Source organism: Paraburkholderia phenazinium (genome assembly GCF_900142845.1).
Lineage (GTDB): Bacteria > Pseudomonadota > Gammaproteobacteria > Burkholderiales > Burkholderiaceae > Paraburkholderia > Paraburkholderia phenazinium_A.
Window position 1 is genome coordinate 3,306,703 of the sequence record NZ_FSRU01000001.1, and the last position, 18,188, is coordinate 3,324,890.

General features: G+C 60.4%; 14 protein-coding genes and 1 pseudogene. 4 read left to right on the forward strand and 11 right to left on the reverse strand.

Annotated elements, in window-relative coordinates:
• Positions 1–100: 100 nt before the first annotated feature.
• Genes BUS12_RS14510 through BUS12_RS14520 form a run of 3 tightly spaced genes read right to left on the reverse strand, consistent with a single transcriptional unit; the run spans position 101 to position 3,625 of the window.
• Entirely contained in the window at positions 101–1,033 is a 933-nt protein-coding gene (locus BUS12_RS14510) for an SMP-30/gluconolactonase/LRE family protein (protein WP_074296318.1), read from the reverse strand.
• Positions 1,034–1,075: 42 nt separating this feature from the next.
• The gene (locus BUS12_RS14515; protein ID WP_074296319.1) at positions 1,076–2,656 is read right to left on the reverse strand and encodes an aldehyde dehydrogenase (NADP(+)); all 1,581 of its coding nucleotides are present in this window, start codon (positions 2,654–2,656) and stop codon (positions 1,076–1,078) included.
• Positions 2,657–2,683: 27 nt separating this feature from the next.
• A complete protein-coding gene (locus BUS12_RS14520) occupies positions 2,684–3,625 on the reverse strand; it encodes a dihydrodipicolinate synthase family protein (RefSeq protein ID WP_074296320.1) in 942 nt (313 codons plus the stop codon).
• A gap of 886 nt (positions 3,626–4,511) precedes the next feature.
• On the opposite strand from BUS12_RS14520, the gene BUS12_RS14525 reads away from it, so the two are divergent.
• A complete protein-coding gene (locus BUS12_RS14525) occupies positions 4,512–5,216 on the forward strand; it encodes a helix-turn-helix transcriptional regulator (protein ID WP_074296321.1) in 705 nt (234 codons plus the stop codon).
• On the opposite strand, the gene BUS12_RS14530 is transcribed toward BUS12_RS14525, so the two are convergent.
• The 3 genes from BUS12_RS14530 to BUS12_RS14540 all read right to left on the reverse strand — a co-directional run bounded on the left by BUS12_RS14530 (position 5,200) and on the right by BUS12_RS14540 (position 8,119).
• Positions 5,200–5,529: a helix-turn-helix domain-containing protein gene (locus tag BUS12_RS14530; protein ID WP_074296322.1), complete on the reverse strand. Its 330-nt coding sequence runs from the start codon at positions 5,527–5,529 to the stop codon at positions 5,200–5,202. The two genes, BUS12_RS14525 and BUS12_RS14530, sit on opposite strands and share 17 nt — an antisense overlap.
• Positions 5,530–5,728: 199 nt before the next feature.
• The gene (locus BUS12_RS14535; protein WP_074296323.1) at positions 5,729–7,270 is read right to left on the reverse strand and encodes an MFS transporter; all 1,542 of its coding nucleotides are present in this window, start codon (positions 7,268–7,270) and stop codon (positions 5,729–5,731) included.
• 159 nt (positions 7,271–7,429) lie between these two features.
• A complete protein-coding gene (locus tag BUS12_RS14540) occupies positions 7,430–8,119 on the reverse strand; it encodes a FadR/GntR family transcriptional regulator (RefSeq protein ID WP_074296324.1) in 690 nt (229 codons plus the stop codon).
• Between the two features lie 289 nt (positions 8,120–8,408).
• Here BUS12_RS14540 and BUS12_RS14545 point away from each other — a divergent pair, with 289 nt between their 5' ends.
• The 3 genes from BUS12_RS14545 (at position 8,409) to BUS12_RS14555 (ending at position 11,334) form a co-directional block, all read left to right on the forward strand.
• A complete protein-coding gene (locus BUS12_RS14545; RefSeq protein ID WP_074296325.1) occupies positions 8,409–8,891 on the forward strand; it encodes a universal stress protein in 483 nt (160 codons plus the stop codon).
• Positions 8,892–9,186: 295 nt separating this feature from the next.
• Positions 9,187–9,843 carry a helix-turn-helix domain-containing protein gene (locus tag BUS12_RS14550; protein ID WP_074296326.1) on the forward strand — a complete coding sequence of 219 codons (657 nt, stop codon included), beginning with the start codon at positions 9,187–9,189 and terminating at the stop codon, positions 9,841–9,843.
• A gap of 132 nt (positions 9,844–9,975) precedes the next feature.
• Positions 9,976–11,334: an SUMF1/EgtB/PvdO family nonheme iron enzyme gene (locus BUS12_RS14555; protein ID WP_074296327.1), complete on the forward strand. Its 1,359-nt coding sequence runs from the start codon at positions 9,976–9,978 to the stop codon at positions 11,332–11,334.
• A 130-nt stretch (positions 11,335–11,464) separates the two neighbouring features.
• Here BUS12_RS14555 and BUS12_RS39365 read toward each other — a convergent pair whose 3' ends face one another.
• The 5 genes and pseudogenes from BUS12_RS39365 to BUS12_RS14575 form a co-directional block, all read right to left on the reverse strand.
• Entirely contained in the window at positions 11,465–12,106 is a 642-nt protein-coding gene (locus tag BUS12_RS39365; RefSeq protein WP_253190076.1) for a hypothetical protein, read from the reverse strand.
• A gap of 165 nt (positions 12,107–12,271) precedes the next feature.
• Positions 12,272–12,691, reverse strand: a pseudogene (locus BUS12_RS39795) (TniQ family protein); the annotation flags it as partial.
• A gap of 231 nt (positions 12,692–12,922) precedes the next feature.
• Positions 12,923–14,227 (reverse strand): TniQ family protein, encoded by a 1,305-nt coding sequence (locus BUS12_RS14565; RefSeq protein WP_167379443.1) that lies wholly within the window; start codon positions 14,225–14,227, stop codon positions 12,923–12,925.
• 28 nt (positions 14,228–14,255) lie between these two features.
• Positions 14,256–15,341 carry an ATP-binding protein gene (locus BUS12_RS14570; RefSeq protein WP_074267626.1) on the reverse strand — a complete coding sequence of 362 codons (1,086 nt, stop codon included), beginning with the start codon at positions 15,339–15,341 and terminating at the stop codon, positions 14,256–14,258.
• Positions 15,322–18,087 (reverse strand): integrase catalytic domain-containing protein, encoded by a 2,766-nt coding sequence (locus BUS12_RS14575; protein ID WP_074296329.1) that lies wholly within the window; start codon positions 18,085–18,087, stop codon positions 15,322–15,324. Before BUS12_RS14575 ends, BUS12_RS14570 begins: the two co-directional genes overlap by 20 nt.
• Positions 18,088–18,188: the final 101 nt, after the last annotated feature.

Genomic DNA, 18,188 nt, shown 5'->3' on the forward strand with positions numbered 1-18,188 from the left:
ATTCTCGAGCGCGGTGACGGGGACGTGGCGAGCGGAGTTGATGACCACTTGTTTGGCAACCGCAAGCACTTATGGGCACATACAGGTAGCCATGGACACCTTAGCCGCCCTTTACGCCCTGCGTATTCACATACAACGAATACAGCCCGTGGCTAGCCGCCATGAACAGACGGTTGCGATGCAAGCCGCCGAAACACACGTTCGCGCAACGCTCCGGCAATGCAATATGACCGATGGCCTCGCCTTGCGGCGTGAAGACGCGCACGCCGTCGAGTTCCTCGGTGCCCATGCCCCAGCCGCACCAGAGGTTGCCGTGGATGTCGACCCGGAAGCCGTCCGGCGTGCCGGGCCCCGCGTCGATCAGTACGCGGTTGTTCGAGAGCGCAGTGCCGGTGACGTCGAACGCGCGGATCTTGCGCGGCTCGCCGCGCGATTCGACTACGTACAGGATCGATTCGTCCGGCGAGAAGGCGAGGCCGTTCGGTCCGAGCACGTCGTCGATCACGACCGTCACCTCGCCGCTCTGCCCGTCCACCCGATACACGCAGGCCGGCAACTCCGATTGCTGCTGCTCGCCTTCGTAGAAGCTGTCGATGCCGAAGGTCGGATCGCTGAACCAGATCGAGCCGTCCGACTTCACGATCACGTCGTTGGGCGAATTGAGGCGCTTGCCGCGATAACGGTCGGCCAGCACGGTGATCGACCCGTCGTATTCGGTGCGCGTGACGCGACGCGTCAGATGCTCGCAACTGACGAGCCGTCCTTCGCGATCGCGCGTGTGGCCATTGGCGTGGTTCGAAGGCTGGCGAAACGGCGTCACGGCGCCGCTCTGCTCATCCCATCGCAGGATGCGGTTGTTCGGGATGTCGCTCCACAGCAGATAGCGGCCATCCCCGAACCATACCGGACCTTCCGACCAGCGCGCGCCCTGATACAGACATTCGACCGAAGCCGAGGCCAGCCGCAAGTCCTTGAAACGCGGATCGAGAATGCGGATCGCGGGATCGGGATAGCGTCGGTTCGTTTCGGTCATGCCATGTCCTCGGGGTTACCTGCGCGTGATCGGATTGGGGTGTTACTCCTGCACCAGTTTACCGTCGCGCAAACGCCAGAGGTGAAGCGGATTGCCGTCGTGCAGCGCTTCGGGCAGCAACTCGGCCGGCAGATCCTGATAGCAGACCGGGCGCAAGAAGCGTTCGATCGCGGTGGCGCCCACCGAGGTGGCGCGTCCGTCCGAGGTGGCCGGGAACGGGCCGCCGTGCACCATCGCATACGACACTTCGACGCCGGTCGGAAAACCGTTGGCGAGAATCCGGCCTACCTTGCGCTCGAGTGTGGGCAGAAGTTGCCGCGCCAGCGCGTAGTCGTCCGCTTCGAGTTGCAGGGTCGCGGTCAGTTGGCCTTCGAGATGTTCCGCCACCTTGAGCATTTCGCCGATGTCGGCGCAGGTGACGATCAGCGAGGTCGGCCCGAAGATTTCGTCTTCAAGCTGCGCCGAGGCCAGGAATTGCGCCGCGGTGGTTTCGAACAGCACCGGCAACGCAGCGCAGGTCGCTTCCGTGGATGCACCTTGCGCCACGCTTTGCACGCCATTGCTCGAGGCGCGTTGCGCGACGCCGTCACGGTAGGCCGTCGCGATGCCTGCCGTCAGCATCGTCTGCGCGCCCTTGCCGGCGAGCGCCTTCGCGGCCGCGTCGATGAAGCCGCGCGTATGCGGGCCCTCGAGCACCAGCACGAGACCCGGATTCGTACAGAACTGGCCGACGCCGAGCGTGACCGAGTCGACGAAGCCGTTCGCCAGCGCTTCACCGCGTTTGGCCAACGCGCCGGGGAACACGAAGAACGGATTGACGCTGCTCATTTCGGCGAACACGGGAATCGGTTCACGGCGCTTCGAGGCGATCTCGACCAGCGCGAGACCACCGCGACGCGAGCCGGTGAAGCCCACCGACTTGATGGCCGGATGCTTGACCAGCGCCTCGCCGATTTCGTTACCCGCACCGATCACGAGCGAGAACACGCCTTCGGGTAGGCCGCTCTCGGCGACCGCCTTCTGGATCGCCCGGCCCACCAGTTCGGAGGTGCCGAGATGTGCCGGATGCGCCTTGACGACCACCGGGCAGCCCGCCGCCAACGCAGAGGCCGTATCGCCACCCGCGACGGAAAACGCCAGCGGGAAATTGCTCGCGCCGAATACCGCGACCGGCCCGACCGGAATCTTCTGCAGACGCAGATCCGAACGCGGCAGCGGCTTGCGCTCCGGCAGTGCGGAGTCGAGCGTGGCGGTCAGCCAGCGGCCTTCGCGCACCAGCGACGCAAACAGCTTGAGCTGGCCGACCGTGCGGCCGCGCTCGCCTTCGAGGCGTGCCTTCGGCAACGCCGATTCGACGTGCGCGCGCTCGATCAGCGTGTCGCCCAATGCGAGGATGTTCTCGGCAATCGCTTCGAGAAAACGCGCGCGCGTCTCGAGCGAGGCGAGGCGGTACGGGTCGAAGGCCTGTGCCGCGAGTTCGCAGGCGCGCTCGACGTCCGCCGCGCCGCCGGCGCCGAACGCGGGTTCGATTTCCGCGTTACGTGCCGGGTCGAACGCGCGCAAGGTACCCTGGGTGCCGCGCACGGCGGAAGCGCCCAGCAACATGTCTCCGGTAATCTGCATCGTGTATTCCTTTTATCCTTGGGATGTTTAGCGCGCCGTAGAGGCTTGCGCAAACTGGCGTTCGAACGCGAGCAGCGCCTGCGCCGCCTGCTCGATGCTCGCGTGATGCTCCTGCGGGCTCGAACTCAGCAACGGCAGCATCGGACCCATGTCGGCAATCTTCGAGTACGTGACGGCGTCGTGCAGCACGCGAATCAGCGAAATGTCGTCGCGCAAGGTTTCGAGCGGCATGAACGCGTCGTAAATGCGCTGCGCGTCTTCCATCCTGCCGGCCTTGGCCGCGTGCAACAGCGCCGTCACCGCGTGCGAGGCAATGCAGCCCGAGCCGGTCGTCCAGGCCGCGAGGCCAAAATCGCGCACGTGTACCAGCGCCGGGCGCTCGCCCATGCCGGACACCACCTTCGCAGCCGGCACGCTCTCCAGCAGGCGGCGCAGGTACGCGTCGTCAGCGGGGTTCTCGCGCACGATAGCGTATTTCACCGCAATCAGTGTGCCGTTGTTGACCAGACGGGCCAGCGTGTCGACGTCCACGTAGTTTTCGCTCTTGATGTAGAGCGTGAGCGGGATACCCGCTGTGTCGACGATGCGGGTCAGGCCGGTTTCCACACCTTCGGAAGTGGTAAAGCCCGCGAGCGGCAGCACCATGGCCGTACGGTAGGACGTCTGCGCAAGGATGCGCGCCTGATCGAGCATCTTGCCGTAGTCCGCGCCGATGGCCGGAATCACCCGCGTGTCCGGGCCGGCGCTGTCCGCGAGCAGATCGAGCAGCTCGCGGTATTCGCTGACGGCGACGTGGTACAGATTGGCATTGCCGCCATACAGCAACGTACGCACGCCGCCCGCCTCGATGTGCTGGATCAGCTTGCGGTTTTCGGCGGCGTCGAGCGAGTAATCGGCGCGGCGGGCCAGCGGCGGCACGGCCATGACAGTGGCGGCGAACTCGCTATCGAGGATGGGAGAAGTTTTCATGGCACCTCAAGACAGTATCGAAGAATTGATGCCAAGGTAGCACCCCGCTCGCAATGTTGTCAAACAACATTTGAAATGCATCAGGATCAGGGCTTCCACGGACAGTTGTCCGTTAGGTAAAAGAAATCTTTTAGCTCCTTACGTCTTGGGCGTTCCAGGGTACATTCATGCGGCTTTTCCGGCTCCGTCAGACCGGAAAATCTGGTATGACAACATGCGCCTCTCACCATGTGCGGCTGAACGCGGGTCACCCAGCAGCGTGGGCGCGATATCCGATGATAAGGACAGCCCGTCGTCAACGCGCGACAAATAAAATCGGCCAGGTAAAACATCCCGAATTAATTATTAACGGTCAATTTGACCGTATGAAGCGACGCCTATTTCGTCAAACCCCGTTTCTATTGGGATCACACAGACGGTTCAGGAAACGATTTGAACCGGCTTGTTCAATCGAGCCAAAGACATTCAAGGACAATGGTTAAAAAACACGCGGACTTTATTGCAGGCAGTCGTTCTTTGAAACTATCATGCGGATCGGTGCAGATAGCCGTCGCCCGAATTGTTAAATCGGGTGGAAATCGTTTTCAGCAGGGTTGATTTGACAATTGCCAGGCGGCGCACGCAACACAGCGTAAGGTCTTACAACTGGCAGCCGGTCTGGGCAAATTTTCGCCAGGCGGGGATATTTTTGATTTCTATAGACTGAGCTGCAAGAATCCGGGTACCCGGATTAGAAGCGCCTGACTTTGCGGTTTGAACCGTTCAGGAATAAACGGTGATAAATTGCTGCCCAATATCATGCCGGTCGCGAGTTCGCGCCGACGAAACCCGCGGCTGGGCTGCTGCGATTGAGAGAACGAAAGTGTCGCTACATTTTATCGAGCAAATGTCGCCACTCGTGGACGCCCCAGACGAAGCGACGTGGTTCAACGCGCTCACCACAATCGCCGGCACGTGGGGATTCGACCGGGTTCTTATCGCCATGCTGCCGCGCCCCGGTATGCGCCTGGAAGATGCTTACGTTCGCAGCACGTATTCGCAAACGTGGCGCCGCAGTTATGAAGAGCAGGGGTTCATGCACATCGACCCCATCGTCACGCATTGCCTGAGCCGCTCGGCGCCGCTGATCTGGTCGCCGGAACTGTTCGCCACGCGCCAGCAGCGGGCGCTCTACGAGCTTGCCTGCACGCACGGACTGCGCTCGGGCCTGTCCTTGCCGATCCATGGCCCGAATCAGGAAGCCGGCATGCTGTGCTTCGCCAATAACTTCAACACGACCGACTCGTTCTGGACGCACATTGACGGCGTGCTGCCCAATCTCGTCCTGCTGCGCGATGTGGTGATCGACACCAGTCGCCGCCATCTCCACTCACATGCGCAAACCGTCCTGCCGCAACTGACGCCGCGCGAGCGGGAATGCCTGAACTGGACCGCGCGCGGTAAATCCACCTGGGAGATTTCACATATTCTCAGTTGCTCGGAAGCCGCAGTGAACTTCCACGTGAAGAATATCAGGGCGAAATTCGGGGTGAACTCGCGGCGCGCGGCAGCCGTGATTGCCGCGCAACTCGGACTTATTGACCCGGGTTAAGCAGGGCGGCAGCGTCGCGGCTATAAATCACCCGCTCGGCACGCCCTAAATCGCCGTCAGAAACCGTCTTCAGGAAGTACAGCCCCAGCAGGATTGAAACCGGCGGCGGAATTTCTGCGCCCGATTCGAACCGGCTGCCACGCGATTGCGTCACGCCAAAGCGTGCCCAGAAACGCCGCTGGCTTTCCTTTTTCATTTTGCGGTAAGCAATGATCAGGTGGCGATCAACCGTGGTGGAGGTTTCTTCGGGAGTATCGACCGCACGGTTTTGAATCGTGACGGGGGCTTTCCAATGATTTTCTAGTAATTCCATGGCGAGTTTCTCAGGTGGATTGGCCGTTATTTGTATGAATTTTGCTGGACCCTGAAAGACCACACACCTATCCAGGTAGGTAGGTGCAAAACCGACCCAACGCGCATAGCGATTTTTGCGCGTTTTTTATTGCCCGAAATATGTTCGGCAGAGGCGAAAAGAGTTCGGGACCACCGCACGGCGGTCCCTTGAAAGGCGATTAATGCGCTGCTGGAGCGCCGCTATTGCTGTCGCTGCTGCGTTTAAAGGTGATATGCGCGATCCGGCGCACCACGAAAGCCGCCACCAGCGCGGCGATGCCGGTAAGCACCACGCCAATGTGGATGGACTGAACCAGCACGCGGCGCGCCGCTCCCACGAGTGCAGGGCCGGCCAGCCCCGCGTGCGCCAGTTCGGCCAGCAAGCCGTCGCGCAGGCTCGGGTCGATCAGGATGCGCGGATCCGACAGTTTGGGCAGCCACGCGGAGGCGACCGGCTCGCCCAGCACCTGCAACGACTCCGCGACGCCCGCCTCGTAGCGGCGGTTGATGATCGTGGCGACGATGCTGGTGCCCAGCATGCCGCCCACCATCCGCGTGGACTGCAACAGCGCGGTGGTGATGCCGAAGCGCTCGCGGCCCGCGATTTCCTGGCCGAAGACGTTCAGGTTGTTGAGAATGAAGCCGAGCCCGATGCCGACCGCGCCCATCGCCAGTTCGAGGTAAAGATGCGGCGTGGCCGGCGTCGCCAGCGCAATGCCGACTGAGGCGATCACCAGCAGCATGAAGCCGATCGACAGGATCAGCGTTGGCTTCGGCATGTGAATCACGATGCGCGTGTTGATCACGCTGCCGAGGGCGATGCAGGCCGCGATCGGCGTGGCGAGCAGACCCGCCTGCTGCGGGGTTAGGCCGAAGCCGCCCTGCAACAGCAGCGGCGCGAAAAAAATCAGCGAAAACATCACGAAGCCTGACAACAGCGACAGCGTGAACAGCGTGACGAGTTGCGGGTCCCTGAACAGATCGAGCGGAATGATGGGGTGCGTTGCGCGGTGCTCGCAGATCAACAGCGCCGCGGCGCCGAGCACGACCAGCGCCGCCAGCACCAGGTTGCCGGTGGTGAGGCCCGACTTCGGCACCGCTTCGATAAACGTCTGCAAGCCGCCGAGCACCAGCGCCACCAGCACCGCCCCGCTCCAGTCGATGCGGACCTGGCCGCTCACCGCACGCCGGTAGTTGGGCAAATGCGCCCAGATGAAATACAGCGCCAGCACGCCCACCGGCAGATTGACGAGGAACGTGGAGCGCCAGCCGAACTGCTGGCTCAGCCAGCCGCCGAGCGACGGCCCCGCCGCCGTGCCGATGCCGTAAGCCGCCGCCATGATCACCTGCCAGCGCACGCGGGCGCGGGCGTCGGGAAACAGATCGGGGATCGAGGCGAAAGCGGTGCCCACCATCATCCCGCCGCCGACGCCTTGCAGGCCGCGCGCCACCACCAGGAACGGCATGCTGGGGGCCACGCCGCACAGCACCGAGGCCACCGTGAAGACGATCACCGCGGCAATGACGAAACGCTTGCGGCCGAAATAGTCGCCCAGCCGCCCGAACACCGGCACCGTCACCACCGAGGCCAGCAGGTAAGCGCTCGCGATCCACGCGTAGTACTCGAAGCCGCGCAATTCGGACACGATCGACGGCAAGGCGGTGCTGACCACGGTCTGATCGAGCGCGACCAGCATGTTGACGAGGGCGATGCCGAGCATCGCCAGCAGCGCATCACGGAAAGGCAGGGGGCGAGGAGCATTCACTTCGGGACAACGCGGCGTAACGCGTAAAAGAGGGCGTGAAAAAGCCAGACACGAGGTCGGACCGATTAAAAAAAACGGGCCGCGTTCGACGCGGCCCGGGATGACGGGAGTCCGTCAGGAACCGAACATCCGCTCGAGTGCGTTTTCGAGGTGCACCCGCATCGCCTGGCCGGCCGCGGGACCATCCTTGCGGCGGATCGCTTCGAGGACGGCCAGATGCTCGGCCTGCACGAGCCGCTGCCGCTCGACCGTCTTCACCAGCGACAGGTTGCGCGACAGGTTCATGCTGAACACGATCTGCTCTTCGATGAAGGACATCACGGTGATGAAAAACGGATTCTTCGACGCCCGCGCGACGGCCAGATGAAACGAGAAGTCGTCCTTTGCGCCGATACCCTGGGTTTCGACGATGCGCTCCAGTTCGTCCCACGCGTGCTGGATCGCGGCGAGGTCTTCCGCCTCGGCTTTTTCCGCCGCGAGTTCGGCCGCACCGGCTTCGGTGACGATACGGAATTCGTAGCAGCGGCGAATATCGGAGAGCGTCTCGAGCGGCGCGAAGCGGCGCACGTCCGGATCGGGCCGGCGCGCCACCGTGGTGCCCGAACCGTGCCGCGTGACGATGATGCCGTCGGCACGCAGCCGGGCCAGCGCTTCGCGCACGGTGGGCCGCGAGGTTTCGAAAGTTTCGGCGAGCGCGTGCTCAGTGGGCAGGCGCTCACCTTCCTTGTACTCGCCTTCGAGTATGCGGTTCAGGATGTCGCTATAGATCTTGTCGGGCAAGCCCGTCGATTTGCGCTCGTTCATCATCGATGAAGGGTTAGCTTGTCAGAATAGACCACGATTGTAAGGCAAACAGCGTGTGTTGCCCGCTTAAAGATGAGTCAAACGACCCCAACGCCGCCCGCAAAAGCCGACTGGGCGGCGCGGCGACTATATGACCCTACGAGCGGAAATTTGACAAGTGTTTGATTTACATCCTGACAAAACTGCACATTCTTCAGCGATCATTGAAGCTGGAATCGGTCATCAGGCGCCTTCGCACAGCCGACATCAGGCGCAGCCGGTCTCGAACCTTTCCGACGTGGAGTCCAACATGTACAAACGCATCCTCGTAGCGGTCGACGGCAGCAATACCTCCCGCCGTGCCTTTGAATCCGCCCTGAACCTGGCCAGTTCGATGGGCGCGGTGCTGCAGCCTTTCTATGTGGTGGAAAACACCCCGATGTACTTCGAAGCGCCCGGCTACGACCCGTCCATCCTGCGCAACCGGATGATCGAGCAGGGCAAGGAACTCGGCGCCGAGTTCACCCAGGCCATGCGCGAGCGCGGCGTCAGCGGTGAAGTGGCGGTCGGCGAGGCGTCCTCGCTCGACGACGTCTCCACCGTCGTGCTGAAGGGCGCGGCCGCATTCAACGCCGACCTGCTCGTGATGGGTACGCACGGACGCCGCGGTGTCCAGCGGCTGTTCCTCGGCAGCGTCGCGGAGCGCTGCGTGCGGCAAGCGGCCTTGCCCGTGCTGCTGGTTCCATCGGCGGCGAGCCAGGAGCCAGGCGCGCAGGCAGACGCCTCTGCTTGAGCGTGCCGGGACACGGACCGGCCGGGCGGGCGGGCGCCATGGCGTCACGCGCTGGCCCGGCGTTCCTGGGGCGCGATGCAACCTGACAACCGTGTGATCCCGCTCAAACGGAAGAAGCGCGGGCGCGCGTCATTTTGTCGCTAAACAGCGTTTAACCATGGTGGGACAATGGGTATGTTCTCCTTACAAATGGTCGTACACCATGCTTACGCCCACCCCCGTTGTCCGCCCTTCTGCCCGCCGTGCGCCTGTGCGCCCGGCCGCCCGCAGCAGCGCGCGCTGTTCGAGTTGCGCGATGCGGCAACTGTGCATGCCGCAAGGTCTCTCGCCCGATGAACTGCCGAAGCTCGAAGCGCTGATCTGCAGCGCGCGCCCGGTACGGCGCGGCGAGGCGCTCTACCGTTCCGGGGACGCCTTCGACAATCTGTATGCGGTGCGCTCCGGCTCGCTCAAGACCACCATGGCGCACCGCGACGGCCGCGAACAGGTGACCGGCTTGCGCCTCGCGGGCGAGGCGCTCGGCCTCGACGGCATCAGCGACGACAAGCACGCGTGCAGCGCGACCGCGCTCGAGGACAGCACCGTCTGCATCGTTCCGTACGTCGCGCTCAAGCGTCTGTGCCGCGAAGTCGGCTCCATGCAGGAGCGCCTGCATAAGCTGATGGGCGAGCAGATCGTCCGCGAGGCCGCGCAAATGATGGTGCTCGGCTCGCTCTCCGCGGACGAACGGGTCGCCGCGTTCCTGCTCGACGTGTCGGAGCGCAACGCGCAACGCGGCTATTCATCGGCGGAATTCAATCTGCGCATGACGCGCGAAGACATGGGCAGCTACCTGGGCACGACGCTCGAAACGGTCAGCCGCACCCTGTCAAGATTTCAAAAGCGCGGCCTGATCGACACGCAAGGCAAGTTCATCCGCATCGTCGATCTCGAAGGTCTGCGGGCGGTGTAGCCGCCCGCTGTTGCGGGCCTATCGGACGGCGCGGCCAGGGCGGCCGCGGCCTCCTCGCGTGCGCCTCCTTGGCACGTCTCCTGCGACTCAGGTACAGTCTTCAAACTGTCCCCCTCCAGGAGGCCCGGCGATATGAATCGCGACCCCGCCCCGCATCATCCGCTGGTCCAGCGCCTGATCGACGCGCGTCACATTACCGACGCCCTCTTCTCCATCGTCAAACCCGAATACCTGTACGAACGGCCGATCCGCGAGCGTCACCGGATCGTGTTCTATATCGGGCATCTCGAAGCGTTCGACCGCAATCTGTTCGACGAGCGCCTGTGCTCGCTGCCCGCCTTCGATGCATCGCTCGATGCGCTGTTCGCGTTCGGCATCGATCCCGTCGACGGCGGACTGCCGACCGATGTGCCGGGCGACTGGCCGTCGCTGGAAGCCGTGCGCGCGTACGGCGAGCAAGCGCGTGCGCAGATCGACCGCGAGCTGGCGGCCTTGAACGTCGACGGCCTGCCTCAAGGAAACGGCGCGCAGACCGGCTCGGCCGAGCAGTTGCTGAACGTCGCCATCGAGCATCGCCTGATGCACGCCGAGACCCTCGCTTACATGCTGCATCAGTTGCCGCTGGCGCAGAAGATTGCCGAGCGCAGCGAAGGCGAAGGGCAACGCCCCGGCTACGTCCCTCCCGCGCGGCATGCCGGTCGCACCCGCGAAGTGGATCACGCGCCGATGGTCAGCGTGCCGGCAGGCTCGACGCTGCTCGGCATGACGCGCGAAAGCGGCCGCTTCGGCTGGGATAACGAGTTCGGCGAATTGCGCATCGACGTGCCCGCCTTCGAGATCGACCGTTACATGGTGACGAACGGCGCGTACCTCGAATTCGTCATGGCCGGCGGATATCGCCAGAGCACGTGGTGGAAAGACAAGGACTGGCTCTGGAAGGAAAGCGAGGCAATCACCCACCCGGCGGGCTGGTCGCAACGTGCCGGCGACGGCGAGTGGCTGCTGCGCACCATGTTCGAAGAGCGCCCCTTGCCGCTCGATTGGCCGGTCTATGTCAGTCATGCCGAAGCGAGCGCCTACGCCCGCTGGGCCGGCAAAGCGCTGCCGAGCGAAGCGCAATGGCAACGCGCGGCCCACGGCGCGCCTCATGCGGCGTCGGGCAACTTCGATTTCCGTCACTGGGATCCGCAGGCCGTCGACGCCTATCCCGACAACATCAGCGCGTTTGGCGTGGAAGGCCAGTTCGGCAACGGCTGGGAATGGACGTCCACGCTATTCGACGCGTTGCCCGGATTCGAAGCGTTTCCGTTTTATCTGGGTTACTCCGCGAACTTCTTCGACGGGCAGCATTACGTGCTGAAGGGCGGCTCGGCGCGGACCGCGCAATGCATGTTGCGGCCCGCGTTTCGCAACTGGTTTCAGGCGCATTATCAGTATGTGTATGCGGGGTTTCGGTGTGTGCGGGCGTGTGACAAACAAAGCGTAAGTTGATCGTCAAAACAGCCTTATGCTTTATTGCAAATACTGGCCGACTTATGCTTTATTTTCCCCACCCAAAGCGAATATGGAGGCGAGCAGAAAACGTGCGGGGTGTCTCGGGACGAGTATGAGCTGCCCCCAACTAAAGCTTACCTCGTATTACCAGTTTCAGTATGCGACTGCTTTCCGTGCCGGGCCAGAACCCTGCCCCTGTCTCCGAGCGAGCAACGCACTCTGTAAGCCGGCCGCCCGTCGCCTCAACTTCTCTCTTGATCTCATGCAGCCTTTGCACGAGCCGTTGCCTACGCGCGCGACGCCTCTTGGCCCTTTCAATTTCGTCCTTTCTTCTTATGGTGGCTACTAGTTCCGGGAGTATTACTTCCATCCTCCTTGGAGCGACGCGCACCGATTGCGCGAGTTCATGTAACGACATTCCAGGCATCTCACCAGCCGCCTGTTGAAACGCTAGAGCGAGCTCAGCATCGCGGATCGTCCTGCGGCGCGCCCGGGGGATAGCATCGGACGGCTGGTAAGCCCGCTCGATTTTCCCGTCAAGCAGACGTACGAGATTCGCGCCAGTTGTCAAGCATATCGTCATCAGCAAATCGATGGGGACCCTTGATCGGCCGCCAAGCGTATACAAGTGACCCACATCCATTCTAAAAAATCGGGATGCCTCCATTACGCTGCCGAACTCATCAACGAGGTGGCACAAGACCGCCTCAGCAGCGACGCCACGATCAAACTCCTTGCCATCCGATATCGCCGCAATCAGATCGGCCATCTGCGAGGCGATTATAAGTTTGTTCCCGGTTGCCCGTCTTGCAGGGTGTTCGGAACAGCCATACGACACCGATCCACAGCATGGACATACACCAAATAGATTCGGTGCCTTTGCGGACCCGTACTGCATCGGGATGAGACACGAGCAAGACATTAAGTCGATCTCATGGAATGGACATGCGTCCACTATGGAAATGTCCCACAGCACCCGGCCCCACGCATCTGGAAATGGAGATTCCTCAACACACACAGGGCAATAACGCCCGGCGCCATCTATCCCTCCGATCATTAAAGCGAAGTTATTTCGAAATGGTAGTAGTGCGCATTTATGAAGACCGTCGCAGCCCGTCGCTAAAGTGAGCGATTCTGCCTCTTTGCCCGGACTGTTATATCGATTGCGCAATCCGCGACGACTCGGATAAATTTCGGAAAGGTACGATTTTAATTTCACATAAGGTACGCAGTGCTGGAACGCGAGGCGACGCATGAAGCTTCCGACGCTTTCGCAGTCCCACAAACCGAGACCAATAGGCTTCAACGGATAAAGGATGGTTCCCGTCGTTTGCACATCTACCTGATTTACCACGGTACGTACCTTTATCAACTACTGCAACTAACCATTACGTATCGAAGACTCGACAATTCAAGAAATCTAGCCTACGCGCGCTAGAAGCAGATCGGCGAGCACGCTGTTTGGAGTTGGTGATCGAAAAACCTCGGGCAATGTGAACGACTAACCTGTCATCTCCTCGTTGGTGCAATCGCTGCACTTCGGCATCGCCCTACTCGCGCTGTACTAATGCAGCGGCTGACGAGACTAGTCGTTCTGCGCATCCTGCTCACGCCTGAAAGGCTCTTCAAAGCGTGAGCCTCGACTTACACAAATGCCCGATTCGAGCCACACATTGCGTAGCGTAACGGATTTACCTGCGTTCTTCAGATTCTGGGCAACGGATTCAATCGATGCTTGTGCCTCAAGTATGCGCGCGGCCGTATTAATGCTTCTTGCCGAGCGCCAACGCGCTGTGAGCATCGCCGCCTCCTCCGGCAGACGTTTCGAAATGGTTGAACGGTCGCAACCTATATAAGCCGCAACAGCCGCCACGGAGGGATCTTGCAGGACAGCAAGCGCAGAATCTATCTTTTCGCGCAACTCATCAAGAGAAGTGATCCGAGTTCGGCGCGCGTGAGGCTTATAGCGAAAGTCCGCCCCTTCGGAGCATTGCGCCGGGCCTCGCAACACATCAACGACATTTATACCGCATGCCGCGCAGAGCGCGAGCAGAGGGGCGTACTTGATAAGCCTGACTCCGTGAATCCAATCGTATAGCCTGGCTTTGTTGAACCCGCATACTGCAGCTGCGCGAAATGGGAAGCCATCGCCTATCTGGGTCGCGAGCCCGCGGATACGCTCAGGCGCCAACGGTGCGTCAAAATTCTCGCCATCCGAGACCGCAGCAATGAGCATCGCTGACTGACGCGCCACCCACTGCTCTGCGAGCGACGCGCCTACGTGGGAAACCGCCCGGCAAGCGTAGGCGATCGAGCCACACTCGGTACAGACCCCTGGCATGTGAACTCTATGCCACCTCGGACGGCGTTGGGGTGTCTCCCGTCCGCATTCAGAATCGACCAGTCGCACCGCGTGAACCGGACAGCAACTGACTGCCTTAAGATCCCAAAGAAGCGGACGGTGCAGTTGGGCAAACTCTGCGGCTCCGTAGCACAGCGGACAGTGGCGAAGACGGAGAGAGGACATGCCCGCCAAATCTATGACGCCATCAAGAGAAGCTAGCGAAAGCCGACCGACCGCCTGAATTCCGGTCGCTCCGACGAGGGCGTCCCGGAGTGCCAGCGTGCGTTGCTTCGCAAAGACATCCACCGCGCGGTCTTTCATCCACGTCGAGAAATGACGCCAGATTTTGAAATCGTTTGCGGAATACCGCGCCAGTCCCATGTTGACCAGATCATCGACGCTAACGCAATGCGCCAAAGCCAACCTGCAAAGGTAACTCACCAGACCTTCGCAATCTCCCGTCCCTATCCCCATTGGCAGAAGCCCATAAAACAACGGAACAGGTTCTCGCGCCAGCGGTAGACCGGAACGCAAGTCTTCGGACATGGCGGACTGCATCGTATCTGCGTTCACTTCACCTTCCCGCCACGAGCTTTTCCATCTCCGCAACGCGATCCAGATCAATGGTTGACTCATCGAAATTTTCTCTTATCAACATGGCTTCACCGGCCTCGACTGCTTTCCGGATCTTTTCGATAGAGTGCTTCTTCTTGAGCGCAACGGGTATGAAGCCTTCCTTCCACCTTCCCGAGTTCTCTATCTGGCAAATCAGACATCGCGTCAAAAATTCCTTCAGCAATCCGACGATACCTAACGTCGCCGTCAACAAGTCGCTTGCTACCAGTTCAAATCGCGGCACCAGCTCCAGTGGCCAGCGTTCCATCAGTTTTCTTATAATATTTTTGTACTCATCCACATCGCTTTTGTTCCGAACTTTATCCGGTCGATCATTCCTGTACCGGCCGAGATAAACCATTTCGCCTCGCCGCACCACCTGGTCATAGTTTGTCACCATGCCGAACAGATCATAAGGCCCGATCAACAGAATCTGGGTTGAAACGGCGTCCGACAGGTCTTTCACCGAGTCCAAGGCTTTATCGTGATCACCATATCGCAGGATATGGAGAATTTCGTCAACGACGAGTAGCCGTGTGTCACGGTTTTTCAGCATCTGGCATACCGCATTTTGCAAAGCCGGGAGGTCAGCCCGACTACTCGAGCCGATCAGACGATTGTCCCGCACGCCCCATGAGCGCTTCGCGTCAATCATCGGTTCCTGACCTGCCTCCAGGATTTTTCTGAAAAAACCACCCCAGGATACTTTTGCGGCTCCAAAAGCGGGCGCTCTCACATAAATATATGGCCGATGACCGGCTTCAGTCGAGTTCATCCGGGAACCAACTGTCTCGGCCAGCGCTGTCTTGCCCCCTCCGGTTGGCCCGAAAAGTGTAATTATTCCGGTATCGGTGCACGGCCCCAACAGATCCGTTAGCTTAGCTTCCGCACCGTCACGAAGAAGATGCTTTACTCTCAGCGAATAAAAGTAGCGAACTTTCTGCGCATCGGGAAGCGCGAGGACCTGCTCACGAGTCAGCCTGCTATACATCAGCCTCTCTTCGTACGTAATCCTGTGTATTGTCTTAGAGAAGTCCAGCTTCATCTGGCTCGCTCCATGCGGAAGAGGTCGGATCAGACAGCGCGGCAAGTTCGGCAGCCGCTTCTCCACCAGCTCGCGCGATCGCCGCATCGGGTGCCATGTCCACCTCCGAGGAATCGGGCCCAGAGGCTGAACTGCAAGCTGGTTCCTGACGAGGTACCATGCCAAGATCAATGGCTCTTGCAGTTCCCATTCCAAGCGCCTTATAAAGCTCCAATTCGCTCTTCTGTTTCTTTGCAGTGGTCTCGTCAAAACTTATAGGCGTTCTTACCTGCCCAAGACGCACGGCCCGCGATGTCGTATGGCGGTCACGTTCTGCAGCAAGGCGGTTGAAATTTCGCTCCATCCGCTTGGCGTACTCCACTTCGTAGCGCGTTCGACCCCAGTAGGGCTCGAGGTCACGCGCGAGGGCCGTCACCCAGCAATGACCAACATAGACATAGATGACGTTCGCCAGCCACGGCTCGTATCGGACCGGACACGGCTTCCCGCCGACCTTTGCAAATTCCGCATGCCAATAAAACATGCCGCTCTCCCACACACCCCGTTGCGCGTGAACCTTGTGTTCGCTGCGTGGTGGCGAAGGCGCCGTGAGCAGAAGCAGATTCTCGTCAAATTCGACCCGTATATGGTCCCGCCGGCCTGTCTGTTCGAGCCTGGCCTGCTCGTAGTCACACTGCGTCATACCCAGCCCCGGATGAACGTGCCGACGGTATCTGAAGTCGAAAAGAAAGGATTCCATCGCGCGGTAAAGCTGAGGGAACGTCCAGACAGCGCGGCGCGTAGGATCGACTGACTTGGTTACGGTGCGAGCCTCCTTCAACTGGATCGAACAGCCTTCCAGACCGGATAGCAGTTCTTCCTCGGTCAGACCGAATAGCCGCTCAACGTCTTTGCCGCCACGCGGTCGACCGCCTGCCCGATATCGCACATCAATGTTATGGATCTTGCAGAACTGTTCAACCGCGTGCGAGCGCATGTCGGCGCCACCGTCAAAGACCACAATCCGCGGCAGGCGCCTCCACCGACGCACATAGTCCCGGAGTGTCATGAGCACCGACAGCGCGGATGGTGGACGATATGAGAGATAAAATGCGCGTGCACAGGTTACGTTACCGTCCACTGCCGCAGAGAGCCAGAGCTTTCCCCAGTCCTGTCCCTCAGGACCCTTCGTGAAGAGATTAGGCTCGGTGTGGTCGATGTAGCAGACTTCGTGGGGCGCTACGCCATCCACCGGCTCGCGCGCGTCCAGGATCAGAGGAATCTGCCCGTCCCGGTAGGCAACACGTTTGCCGAACCGGGCATTCGGGTCCTCGTATGCCTTGACCCGTTGGCACAATGTTGGATAAGACATGGGCACGACACCCTGTTTAATGCATTCCTCGCAGTAGGTGTCGTAAGTCTTCTTTGCATTGCCGGCCGATGCCGCGTTATGAACGGTCTCAATCGTCGTCTTCGCAAGCAACTCGACCAGTGGTGGAAGCCGGGGTAACCGGTTACCTTTTTCTGCGTGATGCGGTGCGAGCTCGAGCAGGACATCCTGTACGAAGGTGCAGTCGCGTATTGCCTGCCTGGACCTGCCCAGAGTCGCATCGGAATACTGGTCTGCCCCGTCGTCCAAGATTACTGCCTTATATTTCTTTATTCCATCCTTGAGCTCCGTCCTGCTTAAGGAAGCGATGGCGCGCCGTTTCTCGCTGTTAAGCAAAGCAACGCGCTCTTCATCGGTTGCGCGCTCGGCCAGCAATTGCCTTGCTGTCTCGGTGGGGAGGCTCATTCTCCCTCCCGCGCCTGAAGTAAGAAGCACCTCCGCGTCCGGTCCTGTCGAACCCAAGATAACAGTCCACGCCTCTCCTCCATATTGCAGTCGGGTGCCGATTGGGCACGCTGCAAGGCCGGGAAGGGGCAACGGCTCGCACATGAAGTCGCCCCGGCGAATGAGCCGATCGGCCTCGGCAAGGTCAGCATCGCGGTGCATCAGCAGATCGGCGGGATTACCAATACTGTCGGTATTCAGATCAACGAACAGCACACCCTGGACGATCGCCGACAGCAGAACATCCGCTTGGAATCCCTCACGCTTCATCATGTCATCGTAACTGACCGGACCGTTCTGTACGCATTGCCTTAGCCGCTCTGCCGTATCCGAGGAGAGAACCGGTGTCCTTGGATCGTAAAAATCCCGCAGATATCGAATATTCTCGAGAAACCATCGTGGAATCTCTCGGTTCGTCCGCAGTTGATGCGCAATTCCAAGCGACCCGCAATATTGCTCGCATGCGCGGTCATGCCAGCGATCGCATTCATCACGCCAGAAGCGGCCCACCTTTTTCCATCGATCGTCTTCTTTCTTTTGCATCTGGAATAGGACCGTCTCCTCTTTCCAGTCCTCGAAGCGGGGCGCACCGTCCCCAAGTATCAGAAAATCGAACCAGTGCTGCGACTTGTTTGCGACGCTCCCATCTTCCCGTTGAGTAATTGCAGTGAATGAATGCACATTTGCATAGTATTCCTGAATTTTTTCGTCAAATTCATACCACATGGCCGCACTGGCGTGTAGCGTCCGGCTCTGTACGGTGACGCCCTGCTGCATTTTTGCGGAACGAATCGTCACGACCGTTCGTGTACCCTGATGATTGAACGGATTGAAGTCTGACTGATTGCGCCGGATCTTCTCCACCAGTTCGCGCGTGGTAGCCGGCATCGGATGGCTTGCGAGATACTCAGCTAGTTCCAGTTGACCGAACATTCTGGCACCTGTAATCCATGCATCATGATTGCAACACACTTCTGATTGACGGCGGCGGGATACGGTGGATCCTGACCAACGCTTTTGCGTTCGCCATCAGT